19 protein-coding genes and 1 riboswitch are annotated in these 25555 nt (G+C 51.4%); of the genes, 4 read left to right on the top strand and 15 right to left on the bottom strand.

Features of this window, described 5'->3' with window-relative positions; all coding sequences use genetic code 11:
* Positions 1-19: 19 nt before the first annotated feature.
* Positions 20-271, bottom strand: coding sequence for a DUF1289 domain-containing protein (locus ACFFJP_RS07225; RefSeq protein WP_377241926.1), 252 nt, complete (start codon positions 269-271; stop codon positions 20-22).
* Between the two features lie 261 nt (positions 272-532).
* Here ACFFJP_RS07225 and ACFFJP_RS07220 point away from each other — a divergent pair, with 261 nt between their 5' ends.
* A complete protein-coding gene (locus ACFFJP_RS07220; RefSeq protein ID WP_377241924.1) occupies positions 533-3718 on the top strand; it encodes an amidohydrolase family protein in 3186 nt (1061 codons plus the stop codon).
* 145 nt (positions 3719-3863) lie between these two features.
* Positions 3864-4646, top strand: a complete 783-nt coding sequence (gene ygiD, locus ACFFJP_RS07215) for a 4,5-DOPA-extradiol-dioxygenase (RefSeq protein ID WP_377241922.1) — start codon at positions 3864-3866, stop codon at positions 4644-4646.
* Between the two features lie 3 nt (positions 4647-4649).
* Here ygiD and ACFFJP_RS07210 read toward each other — a convergent pair whose 3' ends face one another.
* From ACFFJP_RS07210 to ACFFJP_RS07195, 4 genes are read right to left on the bottom strand one after another with little or no spacing between them, the layout of a single operon-like run.
* Entirely contained in the window at positions 4650-4880 is a 231-nt protein-coding gene (locus tag ACFFJP_RS07210) for a hypothetical protein (protein ID WP_377241920.1), read from the bottom strand.
* Positions 4847-5500, bottom strand: coding sequence for a hypothetical protein (locus ACFFJP_RS07205; protein WP_377241918.1), 654 nt, complete (start codon positions 5498-5500; stop codon positions 4847-4849). Before ACFFJP_RS07205 ends, ACFFJP_RS07210 begins: the two co-directional genes overlap by 34 nt.
* A complete protein-coding gene (locus ACFFJP_RS07200) occupies positions 5501-6082 on the bottom strand; it encodes a GNAT family N-acetyltransferase (RefSeq protein ID WP_377243390.1) in 582 nt (193 codons plus the stop codon).
* A gap of 23 nt (positions 6083-6105) precedes the next feature.
* The gene (locus tag ACFFJP_RS07195) at positions 6106-8307 is read right to left on the bottom strand and encodes a YgiQ family radical SAM protein (protein WP_377243388.1); all 2202 of its coding nucleotides are present in this window, start codon (positions 8305-8307) and stop codon (positions 6106-6108) included.
* Between the two features lie 283 nt (positions 8308-8590).
* Here ACFFJP_RS07195 and ACFFJP_RS07190 point away from each other — a divergent pair, with 283 nt between their 5' ends.
* Positions 8591-9199, top strand: coding sequence for a hypothetical protein (locus tag ACFFJP_RS07190; RefSeq protein ID WP_377241916.1), 609 nt, complete (start codon positions 8591-8593; stop codon positions 9197-9199).
* On the opposite strand, the gene ACFFJP_RS07185 is transcribed toward ACFFJP_RS07190, so the two are convergent.
* The 4 genes from ACFFJP_RS07185 to ACFFJP_RS07170 form a co-directional block, all read right to left on the bottom strand.
* Positions 9196-9765 (bottom strand): TMEM165/GDT1 family protein, encoded by a 570-nt coding sequence (locus ACFFJP_RS07185; protein WP_377241914.1) that lies wholly within the window; start codon positions 9763-9765, stop codon positions 9196-9198. The two genes, ACFFJP_RS07190 and ACFFJP_RS07185, sit on opposite strands and share 4 nt — an antisense overlap.
* Before the next feature lie 2 nt (positions 9766-9767).
* Positions 9768-9952: riboswitch (yybP-ykoY riboswitch) on the bottom strand.
* A 97-nt stretch (positions 9953-10049) separates the two neighbouring features.
* A complete protein-coding gene (locus ACFFJP_RS07180; protein WP_377241912.1) occupies positions 10050-13130 on the bottom strand; it encodes an efflux RND transporter permease subunit in 3081 nt (1026 codons plus the stop codon).
* Positions 13131-13143: 13 nt separating this feature from the next.
* The gene (locus ACFFJP_RS07175) at positions 13144-16365 is read right to left on the bottom strand and encodes an efflux RND transporter permease subunit (RefSeq protein ID WP_377241909.1); all 3222 of its coding nucleotides are present in this window, start codon (positions 16363-16365) and stop codon (positions 13144-13146) included.
* A 68-nt stretch (positions 16366-16433) separates the two neighbouring features.
* Positions 16434-17501 (bottom strand): efflux RND transporter periplasmic adaptor subunit, encoded by a 1068-nt coding sequence (locus ACFFJP_RS07170; protein WP_377241907.1) that lies wholly within the window; start codon positions 17499-17501, stop codon positions 16434-16436.
* 323 nt (positions 17502-17824) lie between these two features.
* On the opposite strand from ACFFJP_RS07170, the gene ACFFJP_RS07165 reads away from it, so the two are divergent.
* Positions 17825-19288: an OmpP1/FadL family transporter gene (locus tag ACFFJP_RS07165; RefSeq protein ID WP_377241905.1), complete on the top strand. Its 1464-nt coding sequence runs from the start codon at positions 17825-17827 to the stop codon at positions 19286-19288.
* Positions 19289-19372: 84 nt separating this feature from the next.
* Here the strand turns inward: ACFFJP_RS07165 and ACFFJP_RS07160 are convergent, their stop codons facing one another.
* From ACFFJP_RS07160 to ptsP, 6 genes are all read right to left on the bottom strand, one after another.
* The gene (locus ACFFJP_RS07160) at positions 19373-20344 is read right to left on the bottom strand and encodes a DUF4097 family beta strand repeat-containing protein (protein ID WP_377241903.1); all 972 of its coding nucleotides are present in this window, start codon (positions 20342-20344) and stop codon (positions 19373-19375) included.
* Between the two features lie 10 nt (positions 20345-20354).
* Complete coding sequence (locus tag ACFFJP_RS07155) at positions 20355-20852, bottom strand: hypothetical protein (protein WP_377241901.1); 498 nt, start codon at positions 20850-20852, stop codon at positions 20355-20357.
* Positions 20842-21354, bottom strand: a complete 513-nt coding sequence (locus ACFFJP_RS07150; protein ID WP_377241899.1) for an RNA polymerase sigma factor — start codon at positions 21352-21354, stop codon at positions 20842-20844. The genes ACFFJP_RS07155 and ACFFJP_RS07150 overlap by 11 nt, the downstream gene beginning before the upstream one ends.
* A gap of 204 nt (positions 21355-21558) precedes the next feature.
* Positions 21559-22392 carry a thymidylate synthase gene (locus ACFFJP_RS07145; RefSeq protein ID WP_377241897.1) on the bottom strand — a complete coding sequence of 278 codons (834 nt, stop codon included), beginning with the start codon at positions 22390-22392 and terminating at the stop codon, positions 21559-21561.
* Entirely contained in the window at positions 22389-23189 is an 801-nt protein-coding gene (lgt, locus tag ACFFJP_RS07140) for a prolipoprotein diacylglyceryl transferase (protein WP_377241895.1), read from the bottom strand. The genes ACFFJP_RS07145 and lgt overlap by 4 nt, the downstream gene beginning before the upstream one ends.
* 97 nt (positions 23190-23286) lie before the next feature.
* Complete coding sequence (gene ptsP / locus ACFFJP_RS07135) at positions 23287-25548, bottom strand: phosphoenolpyruvate--protein phosphotransferase (RefSeq protein WP_377241893.1); 2262 nt, start codon at positions 25546-25548, stop codon at positions 23287-23289.
* Positions 25549-25555 lie beyond the last annotated feature (7 nt).

Here is a 25555-nt window from a genome sequence, read left to right as displayed (position 1 = left end):
GTTTTACCATTGCGCCAGATCAACTGAGCCGACTTTGTTTTTTCAGTGCCAGCGCTTGTTTTGCGCTTTGCCATTCGACCGACGTTATGGCCGATGTCGGGCTATTCTGCGCATCAATCTCTTGTCGGCGCGCTGCACAGCGTTGCAGGATCTGCAGATGCTCGGCGTCCGTTCTTTTGTTCCAGTCGACAATCTCTTCGATATGACGATAGCAGCCGGTACAGATTTTATCGTTATTCAGTTTACAACAGGCAACACAAGGTGAATCCATTGGAGCCTCCGCCCAATCAGGTGGCAAGTTTGCCGCAAGTATGCCGCAAGTATGCCAAAAATTTGTCGGATTGGCGCGGGCAATCCGTAGCGCACAGGAGCCACTTGTTCCTGAACCGGTAAAACACTGACGTTTGTCGCTGCGAAGTGCCTGACAGGCGCAGGCTTCTACGCCCCCTCTTACATTCCGCGACAGGCTGTGGCAGTTTGCTACTTTAACCAACCAGATCTGCAACAGCAGACATCAATCCCAGGGACTCCTATGAACAAATGGCAACCAGCAATGCTGGCACTTTGTGTCAGCTCTGCGCTTTTCCCGGCATTGGCCGCAGATAAAAAAACGCAATGGGACGTCAACGCCCCGCAAGGTAAATTCGAAACCATAAAAATTAACACCGACAGCGGCACCTGGATGAACGTGGATGTCAGTCCAGATGGTAAAACGCTGGTGTTTGATGTGCTGGGTGATATCTACAGCATGTCAGTCAGTGGCGGCAGCGCCAAGCGGCTGACCTCAGATATCGGCTGGCAAATGCAGCCAAGTTTCAGCCCCGATGGCAAATACATTACCTACACCTCAGATGAAGGCGGCGGCGACAATATCTGGTTGATGAACGCCGATGGCAGTAATGCCCATGCCGTGACCGATGAAACCTTCCGGTTGCTGAATAGCCCAGCCTGGAGCCCGGACGGCGAGTTTATTGTCGCGCGTAAACATTTCACCAATACCCGCTCTCTTGGCGCCGGCGAAGTCTGGCAATATCACAAATCTGGTGGCAGCGGCGTGATGTTGACCGAAAAAGCCAATGATGAAAAAGACTTAGGCGAACCGGCTTTTTCACCGGATGGCAAATATGTCTATTTCTCGCAAGACGATACGCCAGGAAAAACCTTCCACTACAGCAAAGATTCTGAGCAAGGCATTTATGTGATTAAACGCTTTGAACGAGAAACCGGCAAAATCGAAGTCTTGTTAGAAGGTGCTGGTGGCGCGATCCGCCCTACACCATCGCCGGACGGTAAATTCCTCGCTTACATCCGCCGCATTGATTTCCAGACCACTTTAATGTTGTACAACCTCGAATCCGGCGAAACCACTGAGCTGTATGGCAAGCTTGACCGCGATATGCAGGAAACCTGGGCCATTCACGGCGTATACCCGCAAATGAGCTGGACACCGGATAACCAAGCCATTGTGTTCTGGGCCGGCGGTAAGATCCAGAAACTGGATGTCGCCAGCAAACAAGTGGCGCAAATCCCATTTAAAGTCGACGTTGAGAAGAAAATCCAGCAGGTCGTTCGGGTCAAACAAGATTTGGACCAGGACCTGCTCGACGTGAAAATGCTGCGTTTTGTGCAGGCGTCACCGGATGGCAATACCATTGTATATTCCGCACTGGGCCACTTATACAAAGTTGCCGCCAAAGGCGGGAAACCGCAGCGGCTGACCGCGCAAAACGAGCATTTTGAACTGTACCCGCAGTTCTCGCGTGATGGCAAAAAGCTGGTGTATGTCAGCTGGCATGATCAGCAGCAGGGCCAAATCAAAGTGATTGATTTGATGAGCAATCAAGTGAAAACCGTGGTCAGTGCACCGGGCAAATATCTGGAGCCTGCGTTCAGTCCGGATGGCAACACGCTGGTGTTTCGTAAAGGCGGCGCCGGTAGTCTGCTCGACAAACGCTGGTCGCTCAATACCGGTATTTATACAGTACCAGCGGCTGGCGGCGAGATGAAACTAATTAGTCGCAACGGCTTTGCGCCGCACTTTGCTGATCGCAATGACCGGATCTTTGCGATGGATTATGGTCAGTCACCGACCTTATTGGCGATTGACCTCGCGACGCAGACCCAACGCACACTCTACAGCGCCAAATACGGTACTGAGTTTAAAGTGTCGCCGGATGGCAAATATGTCGCTTTTGCTGACCGCTTCAAAGTGTATGTCACGCCTTTTGCCGAACGTGGCGCTTCGATTGATATCAGCGGCAGCGATACCCAGTTCCCGGTGCGCCAGTTATCCGTGCGTGCCGGTGAAAATATCAGCTGGAGCGGCAACAGCAAACAGCTGTACTGGAACCTCGGCCCCGAACTTTACCACGCTAATCTCAGCAGTGTTTTTGCCGTCGGCAGTGATAAAGCCGCAGACAGCTTTAAAGTCGCCAACGGTCAGAACATCAGTTTTACCACCCCGGCTTATCAGGCTCAGGGCCTGACAGCCTTTGTTGGTGGCCAGGTCATCACGATGGCTGGCGATAAGGTTATCGCCGACGGCGTCGTACTGGTTGAAGGCAATAAAATCAAAGCTGTTGGTACTACAGCGGAAGTGAAAGTGCCGGCTGGCGCCAAAGTCATCGACATCAAGGGCAAAACCCTGATGCCGGGCTTGTTTGATGCGCACGCCCACGGCAGTCAGGGCGTGAATCAAATCATTCCGCAGCAAAACTATGCTAACTATGCGTCGCTGGCGCTGGGCGTGACCAGTATCCATGACCCGTCGAACGACACGCAGGAAATTTTCACGGCCAGTGAAATGCAAAAAACCGGTCAGATTGTCGGCCCGCGCATCTTCTCCACCGGCACTATTTTATACGGGGCTTATGGCGCCGGTTATACCTCGCATGTCGATAGCGTGGACGATGCCAAGTTCCATCTCGAGCGGTTAAAGAAAGTCGGCGCGTTTTCAGTGAAGAGCTATAACCAACCGCGACGCAATCAGCGTCAGCAGGTGATCCAAGCCGCACGCGAGCTCGACATGATGGTGGTGCCGGAAGGTGGTTCGTTGCTGCAACACAACCTCAGCATGGCCGTTGATGGCCATACCACGCTGGAGCACTCTCTGCCTGCCGCGAAACTGTATGACGATGTCAAACAATTGTGGCGTGCTACCAAAACAGCCTACACACCAACGTTAGTCGTGGCCTATGGCGGCATTTGGGGCGAAAACTACTGGTATGACAAAACCGAAGTGTGGAAACACCCGCGCTTGTCGAAATATGTGCCAATGGATGAGTTGCGCCCACGCAGTATGCGCCGGCCAACCGCACCGGATTCGCATTACAACCATTTCAGCATTGCTAAAATGGCGAAAGAACTCAGCGATGAGGGTGTGATCACCAATATCGGTGCTCATGGCCAGCGCGAGAGTTTAGGCGCGCACTGGGAGATTTGGATGTTTGCCCAAGGCGGTATGAGCCCGTTACAGGCATTAAAAACGGCCACCATCAATCCAGCCAAAACCTTTGGCATGGACCATCAGTTAGGCTCAGTTGAAGCCGGTAAACTGGCTGACTTAATTGTCATCGACGGCAACCCGCTGGCAGATATCCGTCAAAGCGACCGCGTGCAATATACGATGGCGAATGGTCGTTTGTTTGACGCTGAGACGATGCATGAACTGAACGGTCAGCAACAACAACGCCTGCCGTTTTATTTCGAAAAACACTAAATTTAGTCTGCTGCTGTAAAACCAAACGCCGGTGTAAACCGGCGTTTTTCTTTCTATTTTCTGCACCTGTTACACAGGTTTAATGCACTTTTCACTCACTGATTCCGCCTTTATGCTGTTGCAAATTTGTACTTTGGAGTGTGATGTGTCTGTGAAATCCCCGATGCCGATGTTGTTCCTCGGTCATGGTAGTCCAATGAATGCGCTGGAGTCGAATCGCTGGACGCAGCAGTGGCGCTTGGTCACTGCGACCCTAAAGCCAAAAGCAATTCTGTTGATTTCGGCGCATTGGGATAAACCAGGCTTACGTGTACTCACAGACCCCCACCCACGTACCATCCATGATTTTGGCGGTTTTCCGCCGGCGTTGTATCAACAACAATATCCGGCACCAGGCTCAGTTGCACTCGCCGGGTTGCTGCTGGAACTACTGGCTGATGTTGGCGCACGGCCAGATAGTGACTGGGGTTTTGATCACGGTGCCTGGTCAGTCCTTTGTCATGCCTTTCCGGCGGCTGATGTGCCTGTGGTGCAATTGTCGATCGATAGCCGACAGTCAGCCAGCTGGCATCTGCAAGTCGGTGCATTGTTAGCCCCGCTGCGTCAGGAAGAAGTGTTGATCATTGGCTCAGGCAACATCGTGCATAATCTGCGGTTATTGGATTGGCAGGACGGGCCCGCGCCCGCATGGGCTCAGCAGTTTATGCACAAGGTTGAAGACGCTATCGCCCGCAGGGACTGGCCAGCACTGAGCGATTATCAAGGCTGGGGGCAAACAGCAGCTTTATCGGTGCCACACCCCGACCATCTGCTGCCGTTGTTTTATTTACTCGGCGCCAGCGGCAAAGACGAACCTTTCCACTGGCTTAATCAGGATTTCACGCTGGGCAACCTGGCGATGCACAGTTTAAGAATTGGCGCAGCCTAGCGGTTAAAGCCGGGACAGCTTACGCTTTTCTTCCAGCCGCTCGGCGGCCTGACTCCACTGCTGCAGGCTGACATCCTGCCGCGACATCGTTTTGCTCAACGCCGGATGTGGTGCCAAAATCGCCGGTTTCGGCAGCAATAAGCGGACCAGCGTATCCAGCACAGCGACTGCAAAAAAACCGGCAATAAAATAAACCGCAGCTACTTTTTGTTGTTTTGTTGGGTGCCAAGCCATGCTTTTACCTCTGCTAACCATTGTTCACGTTCGGCCGGTTTCAACGCACGTTCGGCAAAAAAACCATACTGCAGCCGTTTATCGGATTTTAGCTCCAACATGATGCGGTCTTTACTTTCTTTCAGGTCGTGAAACTCCAAATCGCCGGCTTTTAATGTGGCCGCATATTTGAGCACCAGTGCGCGAAAATCAGGATTCAAGCCCTTTGGCGCGGCAAGCTCAATCCGGCATAAATTGTTACGGCATTCACTATCGTAGATCCGAAGTTCATTGGCACCGACAGTCTGTGCCACATGCGCAATCATAAACTCAGTCGCTTCAGCCCAACTGTCGTCGCGGCTCTGCGCTGAGAATTCAGCATTGTCGGCGATCAGAGCAAGCTCCATGTCACGCAATTTATTCAATTCCAGCTGCGCCTGCAGCGCTGGCAGGGCTTGTTCACCATATTTGGTATAAAAAGACAACAATGGCGCCAACGCAGTTGCTGTTTCAGCTTCTGATTGCCATAAAGACTGCCACTGCCACTCTGGGGCATGGGCAACAGGCCACAGCAGATACAGGCAAATACCTGCAGCCGCAGCCCGGAATCTCAGCGGGATTTGTTCTATGGACCAGCGCATCTATGTACCTGAATCTGTTGAAAAACCGGCGCTCATGCTAGCACAGTCCAGCTTCAAGCCGAACTGCCGCACCGCGATATCCGGCAGCAAACTAAAGAAAATATCTTGCTGGTAGGCAAACCCGAGTTTTTCCAGCACGCGAATTGATCCCTGATTGTCTGGATGAACCAAACCATAGATTTGATTTTGCTGTTGACCTGCTGGACAACGAAGTCCTCGCCTGCGTGCATCAGCAAGCACCGCAAGGCCCGCTTCAACCGCTAACCCCTGCCGCCAAAACGCTGGTAGCAGACGATAGCCTAGATCGAAGCCGTTGATTTCATCGACCCATTTCAGCCCGCAAAAACCAATGATGTCGCCACTTTGGGGCAAGACAATCGCCAGTCGGCCAAAACCAGTGCGATGATAGTCCGTAAGCGGATGACTTCTCAAATAAGCCAATGCGTCATTTTCATTCTGCATCGGCGCCGAACCGATATAGCGCATCACTGCCGGATCTGCGCCAAGTCGGAACATCGCCGGCCCATCTAATTCAGTAAAAGGCCGCAGCTGCAGCCTTGGCGTCGTTAAAACATTCACCATCACACTGCATCCTGCGTGTTCGCTTAGCCTTTACCTTTTTTAAAAGAAGCCTGACCAGAAGATTTAGAGATCTGCTGTTGTTTGCGGATCAGCGCCTCTTTCACCGGATTCATGCCGGTATGTTTGGTCACAGCGATCTTACCACCGGCTTTAGGCTTGAGGTTTTTCTCGTCCCGAGTTTCTTCCGGCACCAGGCATTGTTTACCTTTACCAATGAGTTTACTCAAACCCATTTTCTGCAACGCTTCACGGATCATCGGCCAGCCGGCCGGGTCATGGTAACGCAGCAAGGCTTTGTGCAGACGACGTTGACGCTCGCCTTTGGGCACCGGCACCGATTCGGTATTCCCTTTTAAATTCTTCAGCGAATTCAATTCGGTATGATAAATGGTCGTCGCGTTGGCCATCGGGCTTGGATAGAAGTTCTGCACCTGATCAAGGCGGAAATCCCGCTCTTTTAACCACAGTGCCAGATTGATCATGTCCAGATCGGTGGTACCCGGGTGCGCCGAGATAAAATACGGGATCAGGTACTGTTCTTTCCCCGCTTCGCGGCTGTATTTGTCGAACATTGCCTTAAACTTGTCGTAAGCGCCCATGCCCGGCTTCATCATCTTCGACAATGGGCCATCTTCGGTGTGCTCCGGCGCTATTTTTAAGTAGCCACCGACATGGTGCTGCACCAGCTCGCGCACGTAATTCGGGTCTTCTACCGCGAGGTCATAACGGACACCGGAGGCAACCAGTACTTTCTTCACGCCTGGCAATTTGCGTGCGGCACGATACAAATCGACGGTCGGGCTTTGGTCGGTATCCATGTGCTCACAAATAGTCGGATAGACACAAGAAGGCCGCCGACAGGTTTGTTCGGCTTTTGGATTTTTACAGCGCAACCGGTACATGTTCGCGGTCGGGCCACCCAAATCGGAGATCACGCCGGTAAAACCTGGTACTTTGTCGCGAATTTCTTCGATTTCGCGAAGAATCGACTCTTGCGAGCGGCTCTGGATGATACGGCCTTCGTGTTCGGTGATTGAACAGAAAGAACAGCCGCCAAAACAACCGCGCATGATATTGACCGAGGTTTTAATCATGTCATAGGCCGGGATTTTGGCTTTGCCGTACACCGGATGCGGTACACGTTGATACGGCAGGCCAAATACGCCGTCCATTTCTTCGGTCGTCAGCGGGAAGGCCGGCGGATTGAGCCAGACTGAGCGGTCACCGTGGCGCTGCATAATTGCGCGGGCACAACCAGGATTGGTTTCCTGGTGCAGAATACGCGACGCATGCGCATACAGCGGTTTATTCACGCTGACCTGCTCAAACGCCGGCAGTTTTACATAGGTTTTTTCCCACGGTTTTTGCCGTGGCGGCTGCACCAGAATAGGTTTGGCTTCGACTTCCGCCGGTTTGGATAAATCGATACCGGCCTTTGCAAATTCAGAATAACTGCTGCAACCGACGTCGTCAGCGCCGTATGGATTTGGCACCGGGTCAATTTTGCCGACTTTATCAATCGCGGTGGAATCAACGCCACGCCAATCGGGCAATGGATCTTTGCGGATCACGGCAGTGCCGCGGATATCCTGCAAAGTACTGATGGCTTCACCAGCTGCAAGGCGATGCGCCACTTCCACTAATGGTCGCTCAGCATTACCGTAAATCAGCAATTCGGCCTTGGCATCAAAAATAATGGAGCGGCGGACTTTTTCCTGCCAGTAGTCATAATGCGCGATACGGCGCAGGCTGGCTTCAATACCGCCAATGACTACAGGCACATCTTTAAAGGCTTCTTTACAACGCTGCGAATAAACTATGACCGCGCGATCCGGCCGCTTACCGCCTTCATTATTTGGCGTATAGGCATCGTCGTGCCGCAGTTTTTTGTCCGCGGTGTAACGGTTGATCATCGAGTCCATGTTGCCGGCTGACACGCCGAAAAACAGCTTGGGCTTACCGAGGCGCATAAAATCATCTTTGCTGTTCCAGTCTGGCTGCGCAATGATGCCGACGCGAAAGCCCTGACTTTCCAGCATCCTGCCCACCACCGCCATACCAAAACTCGGGTGATCAACGTAGGCATCGCCAACAACCAGAATAATGTCACATTGGTCCCAGCCCAGTTTGGCCATTTCGGCCTTACTCATCGGTAAAAATGGCGCTGATTTAAAATTGTCGCCACGGTATTTCGGATAAGAAAATAAACCGCGTTCGGCGGACATACGCTCGACCGGAGCGGATTTGCGGGATGGTACGAAGGTGCTGGTCATGGCGTTGTCTCTTGGGCCTCGAAAAAAGGTTGAGTATTATACTCAAGTATTCGGCTGATTGCGACTTGTCTGCGTCGCTTTCAATAGTGGATTCACCCACGGCAACTTTCTAGCGTGGTCGCTGCTCTTGATGGCGGATTTTCTGAGTTTACGGTTCCCTGAACGCGTGTTAAGCAGCTGTTAACTTTCAGCCACTTAGATTGAAACTATACCCCGAATTTTTCAGGAAACTATCATGCGCCAGTCTCGCTGTTTTGCCCTGTTGACCAGTCTCTCTGTTTTATCTTTGCCAGCGGTCCTGCAGGCACAGACGGTGATCTATCTGGATGAGCCCGATGTTGGCTGGGTATCGCCTTACTTGAGTTACGAAGCCAACGACAAAGGTCAAATCAGCACGATAGGCGCTGTGTTTCAGACCGACGCGCATTTTCAGCTGGCGGTGGGCCTAGCCTCTTACTACAGCGACGATAATCCGCAACACGGCTTGTATCAGCCAGAAATTCAGTTTCTGAATCTGGACACCTCGGTCCGCGTTGGCACTTTTGACAAATTCAGTCTGTATGGCGAGGTGGGTATTGCCCTGGACGAGCTTATTTTTGATGAAGAAGAGGAAGATTATTATGACCGGTGGGGTGGTCATTATGAAAAGATGGGACCGATTGACTGGTTCGCCGGCGTAGGCGCCGGCATTGAACTCAATAACCTGTCATTGCGTGCTTTTGGCCGCTACCGCTATCTGCGCAGTTATGAACAGGAATATCTGGCGGCGCTGGACCCTTGGGTCCATGGCCAGCCAGATGATGGTCAATGGTTTGCCGGCGTGGAGCTGAGCCTGCGGTTTTAAATCCAGGCCATGCCTTTTGCAATCGTCAGCACACCTAACAGCATAAACACGCCGCAGGCCACGCGGCGTGCCCAGTCCAGTGGCACTACTTCCAGAATATACTTGCCGAAATACACTACCGGCACATTGGCCGCCAGCATGCCCAAAGTGGTGCCAATGATGACCAAGGTCGTAGCATCATAAGTGGCGGCGAGGATCACAGTGGCAATTTGCGTTTTATCACCAATTTCCGCGAGGAAAAACAACACAGTACTCGCCACAAATGCACCATATTTCAGCGTGGCGTTTTCTTCGCTGTCGTCTTTATCCGGGATCAATAACCACAAAGCCACAGCGATAAAAGAGCCGCCTAATAACCAGGCATGCCAACCGGCCGGGATAAACTGCGCAACCCAGGCACCAAACCAGGCTGACGCTGCGTGATTGAGTAAAGTTGCGACTAAAATGCCTGCCACTATCGCGCCACGAGCACGAAACCGGGCGGCAAGGAATAACGAAAGTAGCTGGGTTTTGTCACCGATCTCCGCGATAGCGACACCGGTAAAAGAGGAAATAAAAGCGTCCATATGGGTACTCAGCGGGATTAAGCCAAAGACAACGCTGTGGCTCCCGCATTGGGCCACGACGCTGTCTCAGGTCTCATCAGAACATTGCGTTTGCAAGTTCCGCTGCCGCCATGTGCACTGGCACAAGTATGTTGACGACAGCCCATAAGCAAGGTGCTTATGGCGATTACTCCCCCAAGTCAGGAGGTGCGCATTCTAAGCAGAGGCAAATCGTCAGGCAAGTAAAATATGCAAAAATAGAAACCGCGGCAGCGCAGGACCATGCGCTACCGCAGCTTGCATGATCAGCTTTCTGACTTCGCCGCTTTTGGTAACCAACGATCCGCGCGGCTTCGCGCACGGATATTAAAGCGGCTCCAGCTCACTCCCAGCCGGACCAGTCCCCAGTATGTTAATGGCACCAGCAACAAACTGGTCAGCGTCGAGAACACCAAACCGCCGATGATAGCGATAGCCATCGGCGCGTAACCGGGACCGCCACCACCGATAGTGGCATCACCAAATGCCAGCGGGATCAAGCCTAATACCGTGGTCGATACTGTCATCAGGATGGGGCGCAACCGCGCTTCACAGGCCTCGACAATCAATGGTACCAAGGGCGCATCAGGCAATTCTTCCCGCATTTGGTTGATGCGGTCGACCAAGACAATGCCGTTGTTGACCACAATCCCCATCAGCACCAGCATCCCTATCATCCCCATGATGCCCATCGTTGTCCCGGTAATTAAAAATGCCCAGAACACGCCGACCATCGAGAATAACAGCGAGCCAATCACTGCCGTCGGCAACAACAGACTTTCAAACAATGCGGCCATCACCAGATAAATCATCGCAACAGCCAGTAGCATGTTGATTTGCATAATGCCCTGCGCTTCGTCCTGATACTGAAAGCTGCCTTCAAACGACCAGCTATAGCCCGGTGGTAGCTGCAGTTGGTCCATGACTTTTTTAATTTGGTCACGGGCATCATCCATTTTCAGATCTTTATTCAAGTTCATGCCTACAGCCAACCCGGTTTGCCGGTTAAAGCGTCGGATCTCGCCCAAACGGTCACTGACCGCTAAAGTTGCGACCTGAGCCAAACGCACCACTTCGGTACCTTGTTGTTTCACCGGAATAGACTCCAATTCCTGTTGCGAATGACTCACCTTCTCGTCGTATAACACCCGCAACTGAACTTCGCCTTGATCCAGGGTGCGAAACGTTCGTAAGTTATTGCCACGTAAAGCCAGACTAATCGCTTGTGCCACATTCTGCGCGGTCAGGCCCTGACGCTGTAACTCGTCATGTTTCAGTCGGATCTGCAGCTCTTTCTGCCCGCCCTGCACTTCAGAACGCACATCTTCTAATCCTTTAATCTGACTCAGTACCGGCACTAAATCCTGTGACAGCTTGGTCAGTTGGTCAGTCGACGGCCCCAGCAAATGCAATTGCATACCGCCACCGGCATCCCCCCAGCCAAACTGTGGTTTGCCACGCACCAATACCGGCCAGTCTTTTCGGATGGCATCTTTCACTTGTTGCAGCGGTACTGGCAACTTGTCGACAAACATAATGGTCGACACGGCAAAACCTGGTGTGTAGTAGCTATATACCGAATCGATATAGAATTTCTCTTTGTTGGCATACAAATAGGATTCCATCCGACTGACTTCCTGCTCGACTTCCGCCAGCGCATAATTCGACTGAATGTTGTAATTCAGGAACAAACGATTGGTATCACCTTCATTGTCGTCGCCTCCGGAAATAAACTGCATTGGGATCGCGATACTAAACAACAGCAAGAATGCGATGAACGTTGACGAGCGTGGATGCGACATCGTCCAACGTAACGTGCGGCCATATAACTTATCCAATTTCGACGGCGCTGCATGCTCGGTACCGGTTATGCTTTTAATCCGCGTCGACAACAGTGGAATCAAGGTCAAAGCTACTAACAAAGACACCGTTAGGGCGATAGTAATGGCAATCGCAACGTGTTCAAGGAACACGGTCACATCAACTTTTTGACCAATGATATTAGGCAAAAACACAATCGCAGTTGTTGCTGTACCTGCAACCACGGCCAGACTGACACGATAGACACCACGCTCTGTCGCGCGACGGACATCACCATCGAGCGCGCGTTCACGGAAAATACTTTCCACCACGACCACCGAGTTGTCCACCAGCATGCCCACTGCCAACATCAGACCCATCATGCTCAGCACGTTGAGGCTATAGTCGAGGAAGTACATCATACCCAGTGTGATACTGATCGAGACCGGTACCGACAATACTACTAGTAATGTGGTTGGCGTGTGTCTCAAAAAAAGAAACAGCACGACAAAAGACAACAAAGCACCGACCGCGCCGGAGCTAAGCAGATTGGACAAACTTTCAGTCACGCCTTTTGCCGTATCATCCATCACATAGATATTAATGCCATTAAAAGCCGGATCTTTGCCGGCTTGATCGAGCACTTTCATTGCGGCACGAGACACGTCCACTAAGTTGGCATTAGATTCTTTAAACACGTTCATACCGACGGCATAACGTTGATCGAGTCTGCGCCCTTCAACGCGTTTAGGCAGTTCCAGTTTGATCTCGGCCACATCACCTAACTGCAGGCCACGGCCTATCGCCAGCTGTTTGATTTGATCTAATGACTCAAATTCGCCAACCGGTTTCACTAGAATGCTTTCATCTTTGCTTCTGATTTCACCGGCCGTCATGGCAAAGTTTTGTTGACTTAGCGTTTGCAACAGCTGGCCGGCATCCAATTGCAATGCTCGCAGCCGTTCAGGTAACAACCGGATAGTGACCTGACGTTTATCCACGCCATACAGTTCAACTTTCGACACGCCCTGCACCCGTTCCAGCGGCCGTTTCACCAGTCGCTCTAACAGATCATAAGCCATCGATAAATCGCGCTCACTGGAAATCCGCACCTGGAAAATCGGCATGTCATTGGTATTAAACTGAAATACCAGTACCCGCTCGACGTCTTTGGGTAACAAATGCCGGATACCATCCAGTCGCTCGCGCACTTCAATACTCTTGGTATTGATGTTCTCTTCCCAGTTAAATTCAAGGCCAATTTCTGCCGAATCTTCTTTGGAGAACGAGCGCATTTTTTTGATGCCGGTGACGGTCGACAAGGCTTCTTCAACCGGTCTGGTGATCAAGCGTTCTATCTCTGCCGGCGTGGCATTTGGATAAGGCACATTGATATAAATCTCCGGAATATCGATGCCCGGAAAATTCTCCAGCGGTAACATCCGGCTGGCCAGCAAACCAAACACCAGAAAAGATAAAAACATCATGCACAGGGTGACCGGGCGGTTTAATGCAAACCGGGTCAGTGCTAAGGGTTTATGTTCCATCACGACTTACTCCTCAGGCCGTTTTACGGGCGGTCAGGTGATAAATCACCGGGATGAAAAACAGCGTCAGTAAGGTTGACAGAGACAAACCAAAAATCACTGTGATTGCCATCGGCGCACGTAATTCAGCGCCTTCGCCGCCAAACACCATTGGCAATAAACCCAGCACAGTGGTCAGTGTGGTCATCAACACCGGACGTAAACGAGTGCCGCCGGATTCAATAATGGCGTCCGCTAATGCCCAGCCTTCCGCTCGCAACTGGTTGATCCGGTCTATTAAAACGATGGCGTTGTTCACAACGATACCGGCCAGCATAATAAAACCGATAAAGACGATCACCGAGATCCGCGTATCTGTCAGCCATAAGCCAAGCACAGCACCCGCACCAGCCAAAGGCACTGTGAACAAAATCAGCATCGGCTGCAGCAGATTTTCAAATTGAGACGCCATCACCAGGTACACCAGAAATACGGCGAGTGCTAAGGCAATCATCAACGAATTGTACGAACGTTCCATTTCTTCACTCTGACCGACCAAACTCGCCGTCACGCCATAGGGCCACTGCTGGCTGTTCAAGACCTGCCGTGCGTTCTGCGTAGCTTGTTCAAGGTCACCGTACGCTAGGTTGGCACTGATCACCGCAACCCGCTGTTGGCCAATGCGGGTGATTTCGCTCGGACCAATCTCTCGACTGATGTTTGCGACGGCCGACAAAGGCAATGGTGATGCGCTGCCCGGATTGATAATAATTTGCGCCAGTTCTTGCTCAGAATTACGGTATTGCTCGGCCAGACGCACCCGGATATCTACTTTGCGGTCCTGAATGCTGTATTGACCAGCCACTTCGCCTCCGACATAGTTCGCCACCCGTTTCGCCACGTCAGACGCAGTCATACCAAGCTGAGACAGACGCGCGTGGTCAAAATGTAAGGTGATTTCCGGCTGACCGGCACGCAGACTGGATTTGATATCAGTAAATCTGTCCTGAGCTTCCAGCGCACGTACCACTTGCTCAGACGCCGCTTTTAAATTGCCAAGATCATGACCCGCCAGCTCAATTTCCAGTGGCGTCGAGAAGCTAAACAACTCAGGCGTATCAATTTTCGCTGTCACTTCCGGCATACCAGCCACAGCGTCACGCATGGATTGCATGACCTGTTGCTCGTCTGCTGCGGTAGAACCGGTTTTTAAAACAATATTTAACCTGCCCCAGTGACTGCCACCAATACTCGGGTCGACCGTCATCTGCTGGCCAGTGCCGGCCTGAGCATAGGTACGCTCGACTTGTGGTTGTTTCGCCGCCACCCCAGCCAACTGTTTCAGTGCCTTGTCGGTATGCTCGATGGCGGTTCCGACCGGCAAATGCAGCTCAACATAGAATTCGCCCTGACTCATGGTTGGGATCACGTCAAAGCCAAGACGCGGGATCAATGCATAACAAGCCAGTGTCACGACCAAAGTGACAGTCATCGCCATACCCCGTGCCTGCAGCACCCACTTTAACGAGCGACGATAACCCCGTTCCAGCGCGACAATAAAACGCTGGACCAGATTGACCAAAGGGCCAAACAGCAGGCTGCAAATCTTACAAATCAATCGCCAGATCAAAGTCCACAGCGTGATGACACCAGAGATGAGCACGCCGATTAATTTGCCAATCAACTGCAAAGGTAACGTCAGCCAGTATTTCCAGTTTTTTACCGGAGCCACTTTTTCCACAGCCGCGAGTACCACAGGTTCTGCCACACCGACGCGCTCACGCGCCGCCATGGCTGGGATTAACGTCAATGCAACTAACAAGGAGGCCAGCAGTGCGTAAGTAACGGTCAGTGCTTGGTCTTTAAACAATTGGCCGGCCACACCTTCGACAAAAACCAGCGGGAAAAATACGGCAACCGTCGTTAACGTCGACGCAGTGATCGCCATTGATACCTCGCTGGCACCCTTTTTCGCTGCTTCCAGTGGGTCCATGCCCTGTTCGCGATAACGGGAGATGTTTTCCAGCACGACAATGGCGTTATCCACCAACATACCAATCGCCAGCGCAATACCGCCAAGACTCATAATGTTCAGACTAATGCCCTGACTGTGCATCAGGTTAAAAGTGGCAATCACCGATAAAGGAATTGAAATCGAGATAACCAGCGTGGTCCAGACATTGCGCAGGAACAGGTAAATTACCAGCATCGCCAGTAAACCACCTTGCCAGGCCGATGATTTCACTTCATTAATCGCATCGCTGATAAAAGTGGACTGGTCATACACCAGCGTCAGTTCATATCCTGTCGGCAGATTTTTTTTCAGGTCATCCAAGCGGCTAAGCAGTGTTTTCGCTACTTGTACTGTGTTGGCATCGCCTTCTTTATAAATCGCAATTTCAATGGCTTCTTTGCCGTTTACATAGGTAATACTGTTGCGATCAACAAAGGCATCTCGGACTTCGGCGATGTCCGACAAACGCACATGGCTGCCATTGACGGTGGCAATGTACAGGTTACGCATTTCATCCAGCGTGGCGAACTGGTTAATAGTTCTGACCAGATAATCATGCGCGGCGGTTTCGAGTCGGCCGCCGGATTGGTTAATATTTTGTTCAAGCAAACGGGCGTTGACGGTTTTAATATCCAGTTTCAGCTGCGCCAGCTTTTCATTGTCAATCAGTACCTGGATTTCCTGAGTCAGACCACCATCCGGCCGCACGGCAGCGACACCGGTCAGCGATTCCAAGCGACGGCGTAAATCTTCTTCAGCAAAGGTCCGTAGCGCAACTTGCTGCGCATTGGTCAAGCCTTGCGGCGCATCACTACGGGTCAGTGCTAAGCGTAAAATAGGATCCAAATTCGGATTAAAACGCAGTAATAGTGGTTTTTTGATATCCAGTGGTAACAGCAGAACATCGAGTTTTTCCCGAACTTCAAGACCGGCCAGGTCCATGTCGGTGCCCCAATCGAATTCCATGATGACGTCGGAGCGGCCGGCACGGGATACCGATTCGACTTTACGGATACCTTTGACGATGCCCACGGTTTCTTCAATCGGTTTACTAACCAACTGCTCGACTTCCGCTGGCGCTGCGCCGGCGTATTCGGTGCGGATAGTTAGAGTCGGATAAGACAAGTCCGGTAGCAGATTGACCGCTAGGCGCGACATTGCCACCAGACCAAACAACATGATCCCCAGGGTAAACATCCAGATCGTGACCGGACGGGCCACCGCGACATTGACCAGTTTCATAAGCACATTCCTGTTGTATTTTTTTATTGGAAGGACGGGAAGCGGAGTCGCTTCCCGTGTGGTCTGAATTAGCTGTTGCTGGCGATCACAGTGACTGTGCTGGCATCTTTCAGGCTAGCCTGACCTGCCGTTACCACTTCTTCACCTTCAGTGATCCCGTCGGTAATTTCGATCATGGCGTCGTTTTCGTAGCCGGTTTTTACTGCTTTACGCAGCACTTTGCCATCTTTCACCACAAACACTGAGCTGCTGTTATCCATCGCAAGTACCGCACGTTTTGGCACTAACAAAGCGGCAGCTTTGGTGTCGTATTGCAGTTCAATTTGCGCAAACATACCAGCTTTGAGGCTCAGGTCGTCATTTTGTACACCTATAGTGACCCGGGCAGTACCTGTGGTCGCGTCAACCACCGGCGAGATGCGAATAATCTTCGCCTGTAACTGCGGCATGCCAGCAAAATTCAGATAGGCGGTCTGGCCAACTTTGGCACGGGTTAACTGATGTTCAGGCAGATTAATCACCGCTTCAAGATATTGCTGTGACACTACATGGAACAGAGCTTTTGATGAGAACTCGGTGATGAGCTGCCCTACTTTGGCGTACCGGCGGGCAATTACGCCGCTAATTGGCGCGATGATTTTAGTGTCCCGCAACGCCAGCTCCTGCATCCGCACCGAAGCGTCGAGCGATTCAACCTGCCATTTCAGCTTGTCGTAAACATCTGTACTGACCAATTTGCGCTGGTGCATTTTCTCGACACGTTCTAATTCACTTTTTAGCTGACCTAAATCTGCTTTTCCCTTCGCCAGCGCCAACTGTTGGCGCTCAGTATCTAAGGTCGCCAACACTTGACCAGCCTGCACATGATCTCCCTCTTCCACCAACAGGGTTTGCACAATACCGGTCGCTTTACTGTTCACTTCAGCATCGGCTTTGGCTTCTAGGGTGGAGGTGGTGCGGTAGGTGCTGCTGATTTCGCCACGGCTAACTTTGGCCGCTTCAACTGGGATACTGACCACGATGTCCTTTTTCTCTGTATCCGGGCTGCTATTGGCAGATTCGCAACCGCTGAGCAGCAACGTCGAGGTCAATAATACCAGCGAGACTGCTTTGGAAAGTTTAGAGATATTGTTCATATTGAATTCCTTGCCTGGTGGTCAATTTTTTAAACTGTGATACTGGCTGTTTGCAGCTGTCATGCCATGTCCGATATCATAAATTTTATGCTTTAAAATCATTAAGATATACAGCTTGCAACCGGCTGAGTTGCAACAAAATGTTTCCGTCTGATAGTAAATTCCGCTACTAATTAGTCGTTTAGCTCATATGTCATTTGCGACTAATCACACTTTTCTGCGATACGTTCCGCTATGCCACTTCAGTGAATCGCCTTATACTGCGGCGCTTTCAAAACTGGTCCGTCCAGAAACCCCTTTCATGCACAGAGTTTGATGTCCTGATGAAAAAATCCAGTCTTGCCCTTTTGATCTCCGCAGTTTGTTACAGTCAGCTAGTCCAAGCGGAGGGTTATAAACTTTTTGAGCAGTCGGTCAGTGCCATGGGCAATGCTTATGCAGGCCGTGGTGCGCAAATCAACGATGCCACTTTGGTCTATTCTAACCCCGCCGCTATTACAGAATTGTCAGCGCCGCAATGGGCGAGCGGTCTGAATTTGATCCATGCCGAAACCAAATACAATCAGGTCAGTGCGCAAAGTGCCGCTGGTTCTGCTGTGGTTGGTCGCACCGATGGCAAAAATAGTTTGAATGAAGTCGTGCCTTTTGTGTTCTACAGCACGCCGGTGGATGACCGGTTATCGCTTGGCGCTGGTTTTTATGTACCTTTTGGCCTGTCAGCTGATTATCAGGACGATTGGGCCGGGCGATATTTCGCCGATGAAACAGCAATTGAAGTGCTGGCATTATCTGCCGTAGCCGGTTACAAGCTGACCGAACAATGGTCAGTTGGATTAGGGATCAGCCTGAATCACGCCGAAGGCACGTTGTCGAAATTTAAAGATCACAATGGCTTATGTGAACTGGGCGCCGGTATTAATCAACTGTACAAGGCCGATGTTTATAACCCACTGGTATGCCAGAGCCACTACTCTGTCACCGGCGATGACCTTGCTGTTGGTTATAGCTTTGGTCTGCATGGTGAGTTAAGCCCTGATCTTCGTGTCGCCTTGGCATATCACAGCGCTATCCGGTTTAATCTGCAAGGCGATTCTGTGATCAGCAACACGCCTGTGACCGGCGCACAAGTTGCCGGCAACAGTAATTTTATCGTGGTAGGCCCGACTTTACCTGCCATCAGCAAACAAACCGGAAAACTCGCCATTAATCCGTTAGCGACCGAAGCGAGTGAACTGGCTTTGACCACACCTGCCAGCCTGGCATTGAGTCTTGATCAGCAACTAAGTCCCGAATGGTCGTGGCAGGCCAGTCTGAGCTGGACGCTGTGGAGTGATTTCCGCTCGATTGACATTATCAGCCGTGATGCTGCCCCGTCTATTTCGTTATCAACCCAACAGCCACAGAACCTGAATCAAGCCGGTTATATTGGCTATATTCCGGAACACTGGCGTGACAGTTTTTCAGCTGCCGTAGGTCTGAGCTGGCAAATCCAAAGCGATCGCATGTTAAAAACCGGTCTGGCCTTTGACGAAAACCCGATCGAACAATCACATCGCACGGCACGGGTGCCGACCACTGATCGCATCTGGTGGACCATTGGCATGAATCAGCAGGTGTCAGCAAACTGGACCTTAGATTTGGCAGCCGGCTGGATGTGGATGGACGCACTGAATGTGCGGGAACGTGAATACAATGTGCAGGAAGTGGCGTTGTATAAATCCGGCTTACAAGCCCATGTTGACAATACCGCTTGGTTATTAGGCATGCAGCTGAATTATCGCTATTAAAAACCTACAAAGCACCAGACCCACCTGAGTGGGTCTGGTATAACGACACGCTTGCAGCAACACTACAGGCGAAGAAGCGCTGGGTTAGTTTTTCTTCAATTCAATTTCACCAGACACCGTTGAGATCTCAATATTGCCTTCGCCACTGCCGGTACGGAACTCCAGATGACGGCGCGGGCCATATTTGGCGCGGGTTGGTTTGTCGTCGGTCAGGCCATTGTCGATATCCCCGCCGGCACTGGCTTCCAGATCAAACCGGGCACTGACATCAGCATCCAGTGTTAACCGGCTAGCGCCGCTGACGCTGCTGGCAGATACTTTCGGTTTTTTACTGTTTTTCAGCACCGCGCGGATCTCACCGTTGACGCTGCTGAACTCCAGCCGTTCAGTACCGTTCAGGTCCAGCTTACCTTCACCATTGACAACTTCGAGCTCAACTTCACGAGCACTGCTTTGCAATGAGATCTCGCCATTCACCGACTCCACTTCCAGCGAACCACTCGAGCCCTTGTCGTTGATTTCACCGTTGACGGTGGTCAGGTGTAAGCGACCGGCATTGTTGACGCTATTGATCTGCCCATTGACAGTTTCCAATACAATATCGCCTTTGAGTTTCTCGCCACTGACCGCACCGTTAACTGTGGTCAGTTTAGCGCCGCCTTCTACGCCGAAGGCGCTGACATTGGCATTGACGCCGCTGAATTTCAGCTCGCTGCCGACCGGCACTTCAATGGTCAAATCTGAGCCTTCCTGTTTATCCGAATTCCAGCCACCATACAAACTACGTGGCATTTTGACCTGAAAACGGGTGACGCCTTTCTCCGAGGTGAGCTCATATCCCTCGGCTTTTTCGTCGAGTGTGCCTTTCACACTGAATTTATTCCCCTGCACGGCGACGATCCGCACTTCCCCGCGCATATTCTCAATTTCGATTTTCTCATTGGCACTGACGTTCCGGCTTTGGTCAATCGCCTCGCCGGCAGCCCATGCTGGCGCCTGTAATAAGGCCAACGCCAGCACTGTCAGTTTCAATTGTTGTTTCATTGATAGATCCATGGTTGTACTCCTAAGTCAGTTCGCTGGTCTTCACCAGTTTGGCGATGTAGCTAAGTTGTTGTTGCTGAATACGTTGTAATTGTTGAATTAATTTCTGGTCATCCGGCTGAAACTGTAATGCCAGCTCAATCTGTTCCTGAGCTTTGTCCCAGATTAACAGTTGCCGTGGCCAGTCAGTAAATCCTTCCGGCACTTGTCGTAACCCTTTGAGCTGTCGGGTTTGTTCATTATTCAGTTGCAGTTGAAGCTGCTGACTGACCGCGAGTAGCAACCCGTTATCATCGGTTGATTCGGCAGTTTCAAAGCTAAGCGACGGTTCTATTGCCGGTTGCTGAGGCCAGAACCAAAGCGTTAGCACTGCAGCTGCGGCCACGCCAAGCCAGTTGCGGTAAACCGGTTGCCGGCGCGGTACCAGCCGCTCGGACAGTTCTGGCCATAAATCACGTTGTGGTTCAAGCTCTGGTGCTAACTTTGAAATCAGTGCATCTAACTGCTGCTCAGTTTTCATCTAACCAACTCCGTAATAACTGTCTTGCCCGGTGATATTGGGCTTTACTGCTGCCCTCGGCGATGCCGAGCAACTCTGCAATTTCATTGTGCTGATAACCTTCCAGCGCGAATAACACAAAAACGGCACGGGCCTGAGCTGGCAGGCGCAAAATCGCCTGCTCTAACTGCGGCATTTCCGGCACATCGAGATAACCTTGTTCTTCCGGTTCCTCATCAACAACTAGTCGCATGACTTTGTTTTTCCGCCACAAATCGACGGCGGTGCGACTGCTGATACTGTGTAACCAGGTTGAAAAGCTGCTATCGCCGCGAAATCCAGGTAGTTGTTGCCAAGCGCGCACGAAGGCTTCCTGAGTGGCGTCTTCGGCCTGGCCGCGATCGGCCAGCAAGCGCAGGCAGATTGCGTAAACCCGTCCTTTAAATTGATGATACAACTGATAAAAAGCTTGCTGATCACCTTTTTTTGCCTGATTAACCCAGGTTTCCACCTGTTGCTGCATCGGGATGCAATTTCCATCTTAAGTTGTTGTTGTCAGTGTAGTCGCAAGGTTGTTGCCAATGGTTTAAAGCACCGGCAAAAAATAATGAAATAACACCATCATGCAGGTATTTAACCGTCCAGCTGGTTTTTTGCTGTAAAAAAGCCGGTTAAACACCGGCTTTGCTGGAAAATAATGGGCTACAGCAAGAACGCTTTGACCGCGCTAAATCGCCACTGGCGCTTTGATATGAGGATGAGCCTGATAGCCTTGCAGTTCGAAATCGGCAAAGGAAAAGGCAAAAATGTCCTTCACGGCCGGATTCAGCTTCATCTGCGGCATCGGATATGGCGTGCGACTCAGTTGCAGTTCCACCTGTTCCAGGTGATTCAGATACAAATGGGCATCACCAAAGGTATGAATAAAATCACCGGGCGCTAAATCACAGACTTGCGCCACCATCAGCGTCAACAACGCGTAGCTCGCGATGTTAAATGGCACACCGAGGAAAATATCCGCACTACGCTGATACAACTGACAAGACAACTTTCCATCATTGACATAAAACTGGAACAACGTATGGCAAGGAGGCAGTGCCTGCTTGCCCTGTGCTGCATTTTCGCGCGGCGAAAACTGCGTATCGGGTAACAAGGCCGGGTTCCAGGCGCTGACTATCAGCCGGCGCGAATCCGGTGTGCGTTTAATGTCGCTGATCAGCTGACTGATTTGATCAATGACCTGACCATCAGCGCCCTGCCAACTGCGCCACTGCGCACCATAAACCGGGCCTAGTTCGCCGTCATCAGTTGCCCAGCCGTCCCAAATCGACACGCCATTAGCTTTCAGATAACCGATATTGGTATCGCCCTGTAAAAACCATAACAGCTCATGAATTATCGATTTCAGATGGCATTTTTTGGTGGTGACCAAAGGAAAACCTTCAGCCAGATTAAAGCGCATCTGATAGCCAAACACGCTGATAGTACCGGTACCGGTGCGGTCGGTTTTCCGATGGCCCTGCTCCAGTACATGGCGCATCAAATCCAGATACTGTTTCATGCTTTGCTCCCTTCGCGGCGATAACCCCAGACAATCAATGCGATACCACTGAGGATCATCGGCATACAGAGCCACTGCCCCATCGACATGCCGAGACTGAGAATGCCAAGATGTGCATCCGGCTCGCGGAAATATTCGATGCCAAAGCGGAAGATGCCATAACCCAACAGAAACAGACCACCAACATTACCTGCCGGCGGATTGCGTTTTTTGTACCAAACCAGCATTAAAAACAGCACTATGCCTTCGAAAAAGAACTCATACAGCTGACTTGGATGCCGCGGTAACGGGCCAGCTCCCGGAAATAGCATGGCCCAGGGCACCTCTGCAGTACGGCCCCATAATTCACCGTTAATAAAGTTACCAATCCGACCGGCGCCAAGACCCAGTGGCAGCAGTACCACAACAAAATCGCCAAGCTGCAAATAACTTTTGTTGAATTTGCGGCTTAGCAGCCACATCGCGGTCAGCACGCCCAGCACACCGCCGTGAAACGACATGCCGCCTTCCCAGGTACGAAACAGATACAGCGGATCGGCCAGAAACTCACCGAAGTTGTAAAACAGCACGTAACCGACCCGGCCACCGAGCACCACACCAAGGAAACCGTAAAACATCAAATCGCTAACCTGATCGCGCGTCCAGCCTGAATTCGGCTTGTCAGCAGCGCGGTTTGCCAGATAATTGGCCATGACAAACGCAATCAGATACATCAGTCCGTACCAACGGATACTGAGCGGACCCAGACTGAAAATCACCGGGTCAATTTGTGGGAATACCAGATAGGATGGCGACATTTGGACAACTCGTCAGCAGATGAAAAATAAAGGCCACATGATACGAGAACCGGCGCGAAAGCCAAGGGCTTTATGCCGGATCTACCATGGCAGCCGATCAGGCGCGTAACTGATTTAACAGTTGCTTCTGATCAAGAAAACGTTGTACCAGCACTCTGACCTGTTTTGGCGACTGGCAGGCCAACACGTCCGGCAACAGCAACCGCAGTTCGGCTAAATCAATCCGGCGCAATAACCATTTGATTTTGGCCAGATTACTATGGTTCATACTAAAACTGTTAAAGCCCATCGCTGCCAGCGTCAACACGCCCAGCGGCTCACCGCCCAGCTCGCCACAGATACTGATCGGAAACTGCAGACCATGCGCTTGTTGGCCTAACTGATTCAGCGCCCGTAATACCGCTGGATGCATCGCATCGTAAAGATTACCAACCCTTGGATTGTTCCGATCGACGGCCAGTAGGTACTGGGTTAAATCGTTGGTGCCGACCGAACAAAAATCGACTTTTCGTGCCAGCTCAGGCAGCTGAAACATAATGGATGGCACTTCAATCATCACGCCGACTTTTGGTTTAGCGACGATATTCTCACTGTTAAACTCATCATCGACTTCAAACCAGGCCTGACGGATTAACCGCAACGATTCGTCCACTTCAGCCAGATCAGAAATCATCGGCAACAAAATATGCAAACTGTTGTAGCCGATATTCGCTTTGAGCATGGCGCGGATCTGCACCAGAAATATTTCCGGATGGTCGAGCGTCAGCCGGATGCCGCGCCAACCTAAAAACGGATTTTCCTCTGAGATTGGAAAATATGGCAACGGCTTATCGCCACCGACATCCAAGGTCCGCATTACCACTGCTTTGCCGGGGTAACCCTGAAACACCTTGCGATAAAGCTCGACCTGTTCCAGCTCGGTCGGGAACCGACTGCGCATAATAAAGGGGAATTCAGTCCGATACAGACCAACGCCGTTAGTAAATTCAGACTGTGTCGTTTCAATTTCAATCGCAAGGCCCGAGTTCACCATCAGACTGAAATTCTGACCACAACTGCTTTGCGCCGGCAGATGCAATTCTGATTGATAGCGGGCGCTGAGCTCGGCATCTTTGGTAATCAGCTGACGATATTCCTGACAAATCGCGTCGGCCGGTGACACCAGAATATGGCCCTGATAGCCATCGACAATCAGACGCTGGCCTTGCCATTGCATTAAAGGCAACTCGTCAACGCCCATCACGGCAGGAATACCCAACGCACGCGCCATAATGGCGGCATGTGAGTTAACCGAACCTTTTAATGACACGATCGCGACCAGCTGTGCCCGCGGAATTTCTGCCAACATCGACGCTGTGACATTTTCTGCGACCAGAACAACCTGCGCCGGCAGCCGGTGTTGACGTTGTTCTGTTTCCAGCAAGTGATTCAACACCCGCTGTCCCAAATCACGAATATCAGTACCACGCTCACGCAGGTATGGGTCATCCATGTCGTCAAACTGGCGGGCAAACCGCTCGACAACCAGCTTCAGCGCGCTTTTGGCACACCAGCCGAGTTTGATTTGTGCTTCGATTTCATTGCCAAGACTGGCAGCGTCCAGCAATTGGTGGTAGACATCAAAAATAGCCAGCGCATCGGCTGGCAAATGCCCGCTCATCCGCTCGGCGAGCCGATTAAACTCGGCTTTGGTGACTTTAACCGCCCGGTAAAACCGGTTTAGTTCTTTTTCCGGGTCATCGCTGTGTTTGAGCGAAATCGCATCAAAATCACTGGCTGGTTGCAGGATATACCCTTCGCCAATCGCTATACCCGGCGCACCGATTAAGCCTTGCATCTGGCTGTTTTGTTGTGTTGTCGACGTTCCGGCCGACACTTTGCGCATCTCGGCATTGACCAGCACTGAGGCCAGTTGCACGCCCAATGTCACGAGGAAAGACTCTTCATCTTCATTAAAAATGCGCGAATCGGATTGCTGAATGGTCAATACACCCAGGACTTTGCGGTGATGGATAATGGGGCAACCCAAAAATGCGGAGAAACAGTCTTCAGAAACTTCGGGGGTAACTTTAAAGCGTGGATGCAAATGAGCCTGAGCCAGATTAATCGGCTCTTCACGCTGGCCAACCCAGCCAATCAGACCTTCAGAAAAACCGATGGAAACTTTGCCAATCGCATCCGGATTCAGTCCGTCAGTGGCCATTAGCATGAAGTGTTGTTGTTCGTAATCAGCGAGGTAAACCGAGCAGCACTCGGTACGCAGCGCGTGTTTCACATTGCGGACCAATCCGGCCAAAGCGCTGTCCAGCGAAGGCTCCTGAGCTACGTCCTGCACGATGCGCCGCAACTGGCTGAGCATGTTTGAC

The organism is Rheinheimera tilapiae (assembly GCF_042432165.1).
GTDB lineage: Bacteria > Pseudomonadota > Gammaproteobacteria > Enterobacterales > Alteromonadaceae > Pararheinheimera > Pararheinheimera tilapiae.
The sequence above is the reverse complement of the archived record's forward strand: the minus strand, read 5'-3'. Positions and strand labels throughout refer to the sequence as shown.

Excerpts from the sequence above, each read along its gene's own strand:
- ACFFJP_RS07205 (WP_377241918.1), bottom strand. The coding sequence starts at position 5,500 with ATGCGCTGGTCCATAGAACAAATCCCGCTGAGATTCCGGGCTGCGGCT.
- ACFFJP_RS07165 (WP_377241905.1), top strand. The coding sequence starts at position 17,825 with ATGAAAAAATCCAGTCTTGCCCTTTTGATCTCCGCAGTTTGTTACAGT.
- ACFFJP_RS07220 (WP_377241924.1), top strand. The coding sequence starts at position 533 with ATGAACAAATGGCAACCAGCAATGCTGGCACTTTGTGTCAGCTCTGCG.
- ACFFJP_RS07195 (WP_377243388.1), bottom strand. The coding sequence starts at position 8,307 with ATGTCCGCCGAACGCGGTTTATTTTCTTATCCGAAATACCGTGGCGAC.
- ACFFJP_RS07160 (WP_377241903.1), bottom strand. The coding sequence starts at position 20,344 with ATGGATCTATCAATGAAACAACAATTGAAACTGACAGTGCTGGCGTTG.
- ptsP (WP_377241893.1), bottom strand. The coding sequence starts at position 25,548 with ATGCTCAGCCAGTTGCGGCGCATCGTGCAGGACGTAGCTCAGGAGCCT.
- lgt (WP_377241895.1), bottom strand. The coding sequence starts at position 23,189 with ATGTCGCCATCCTATCTGGTATTCCCACAAATTGACCCGGTGATTTTC.
- ACFFJP_RS07180 (WP_377241912.1), bottom strand. The coding sequence starts at position 13,130 with ATGGAACATAAACCCTTAGCACTGACCCGGTTTGCATTAAACCGCCCG.
- ACFFJP_RS07145 (WP_377241897.1), bottom strand. The coding sequence starts at position 22,392 with ATGAAACAGTATCTGGATTTGATGCGCCATGTACTGGAGCAGGGCCAT.
- ACFFJP_RS07185 (WP_377241914.1), bottom strand. The coding sequence starts at position 9,765 with ATGGACGCTTTTATTTCCTCTTTTACCGGTGTCGCTATCGCGGAGATC.
- ACFFJP_RS07190 (WP_377241916.1), top strand. The coding sequence starts at position 8,591 with ATGCGCCAGTCTCGCTGTTTTGCCCTGTTGACCAGTCTCTCTGTTTTA.
- ACFFJP_RS07155 (WP_377241901.1), bottom strand. The coding sequence starts at position 20,852 with ATGAAAACTGAGCAGCAGTTAGATGCACTGATTTCAAAGTTAGCACCA.
- ACFFJP_RS07170 (WP_377241907.1), bottom strand. The coding sequence starts at position 17,501 with ATGAACAATATCTCTAAACTTTCCAAAGCAGTCTCGCTGGTATTATTG.
- ACFFJP_RS07225 (WP_377241926.1), bottom strand. The coding sequence starts at position 271 with ATGGATTCACCTTGTGTTGCCTGTTGTAAACTGAATAACGATAAAATC.
- ACFFJP_RS07150 (WP_377241899.1), bottom strand. The coding sequence starts at position 21,354 with ATGCAGCAACAGGTGGAAACCTGGGTTAATCAGGCAAAAAAAGGTGAT.
- ACFFJP_RS07175 (WP_377241909.1), bottom strand. The coding sequence starts at position 16,365 with ATGAAACTGGTCAATGTCGCGGTGGCCCGTCCGGTCACGATCTGGATG.
- ACFFJP_RS07210 (WP_377241920.1), bottom strand. The coding sequence starts at position 4,880 with ATGGCTTGGCACCCAACAAAACAACAAAAAGTAGCTGCGGTTTATTTT.
- ACFFJP_RS07200 (WP_377243390.1), bottom strand. The coding sequence starts at position 6,082 with ATGGTGAATGTTTTAACGACGCCAAGGCTGCAGCTGCGGCCTTTTACT.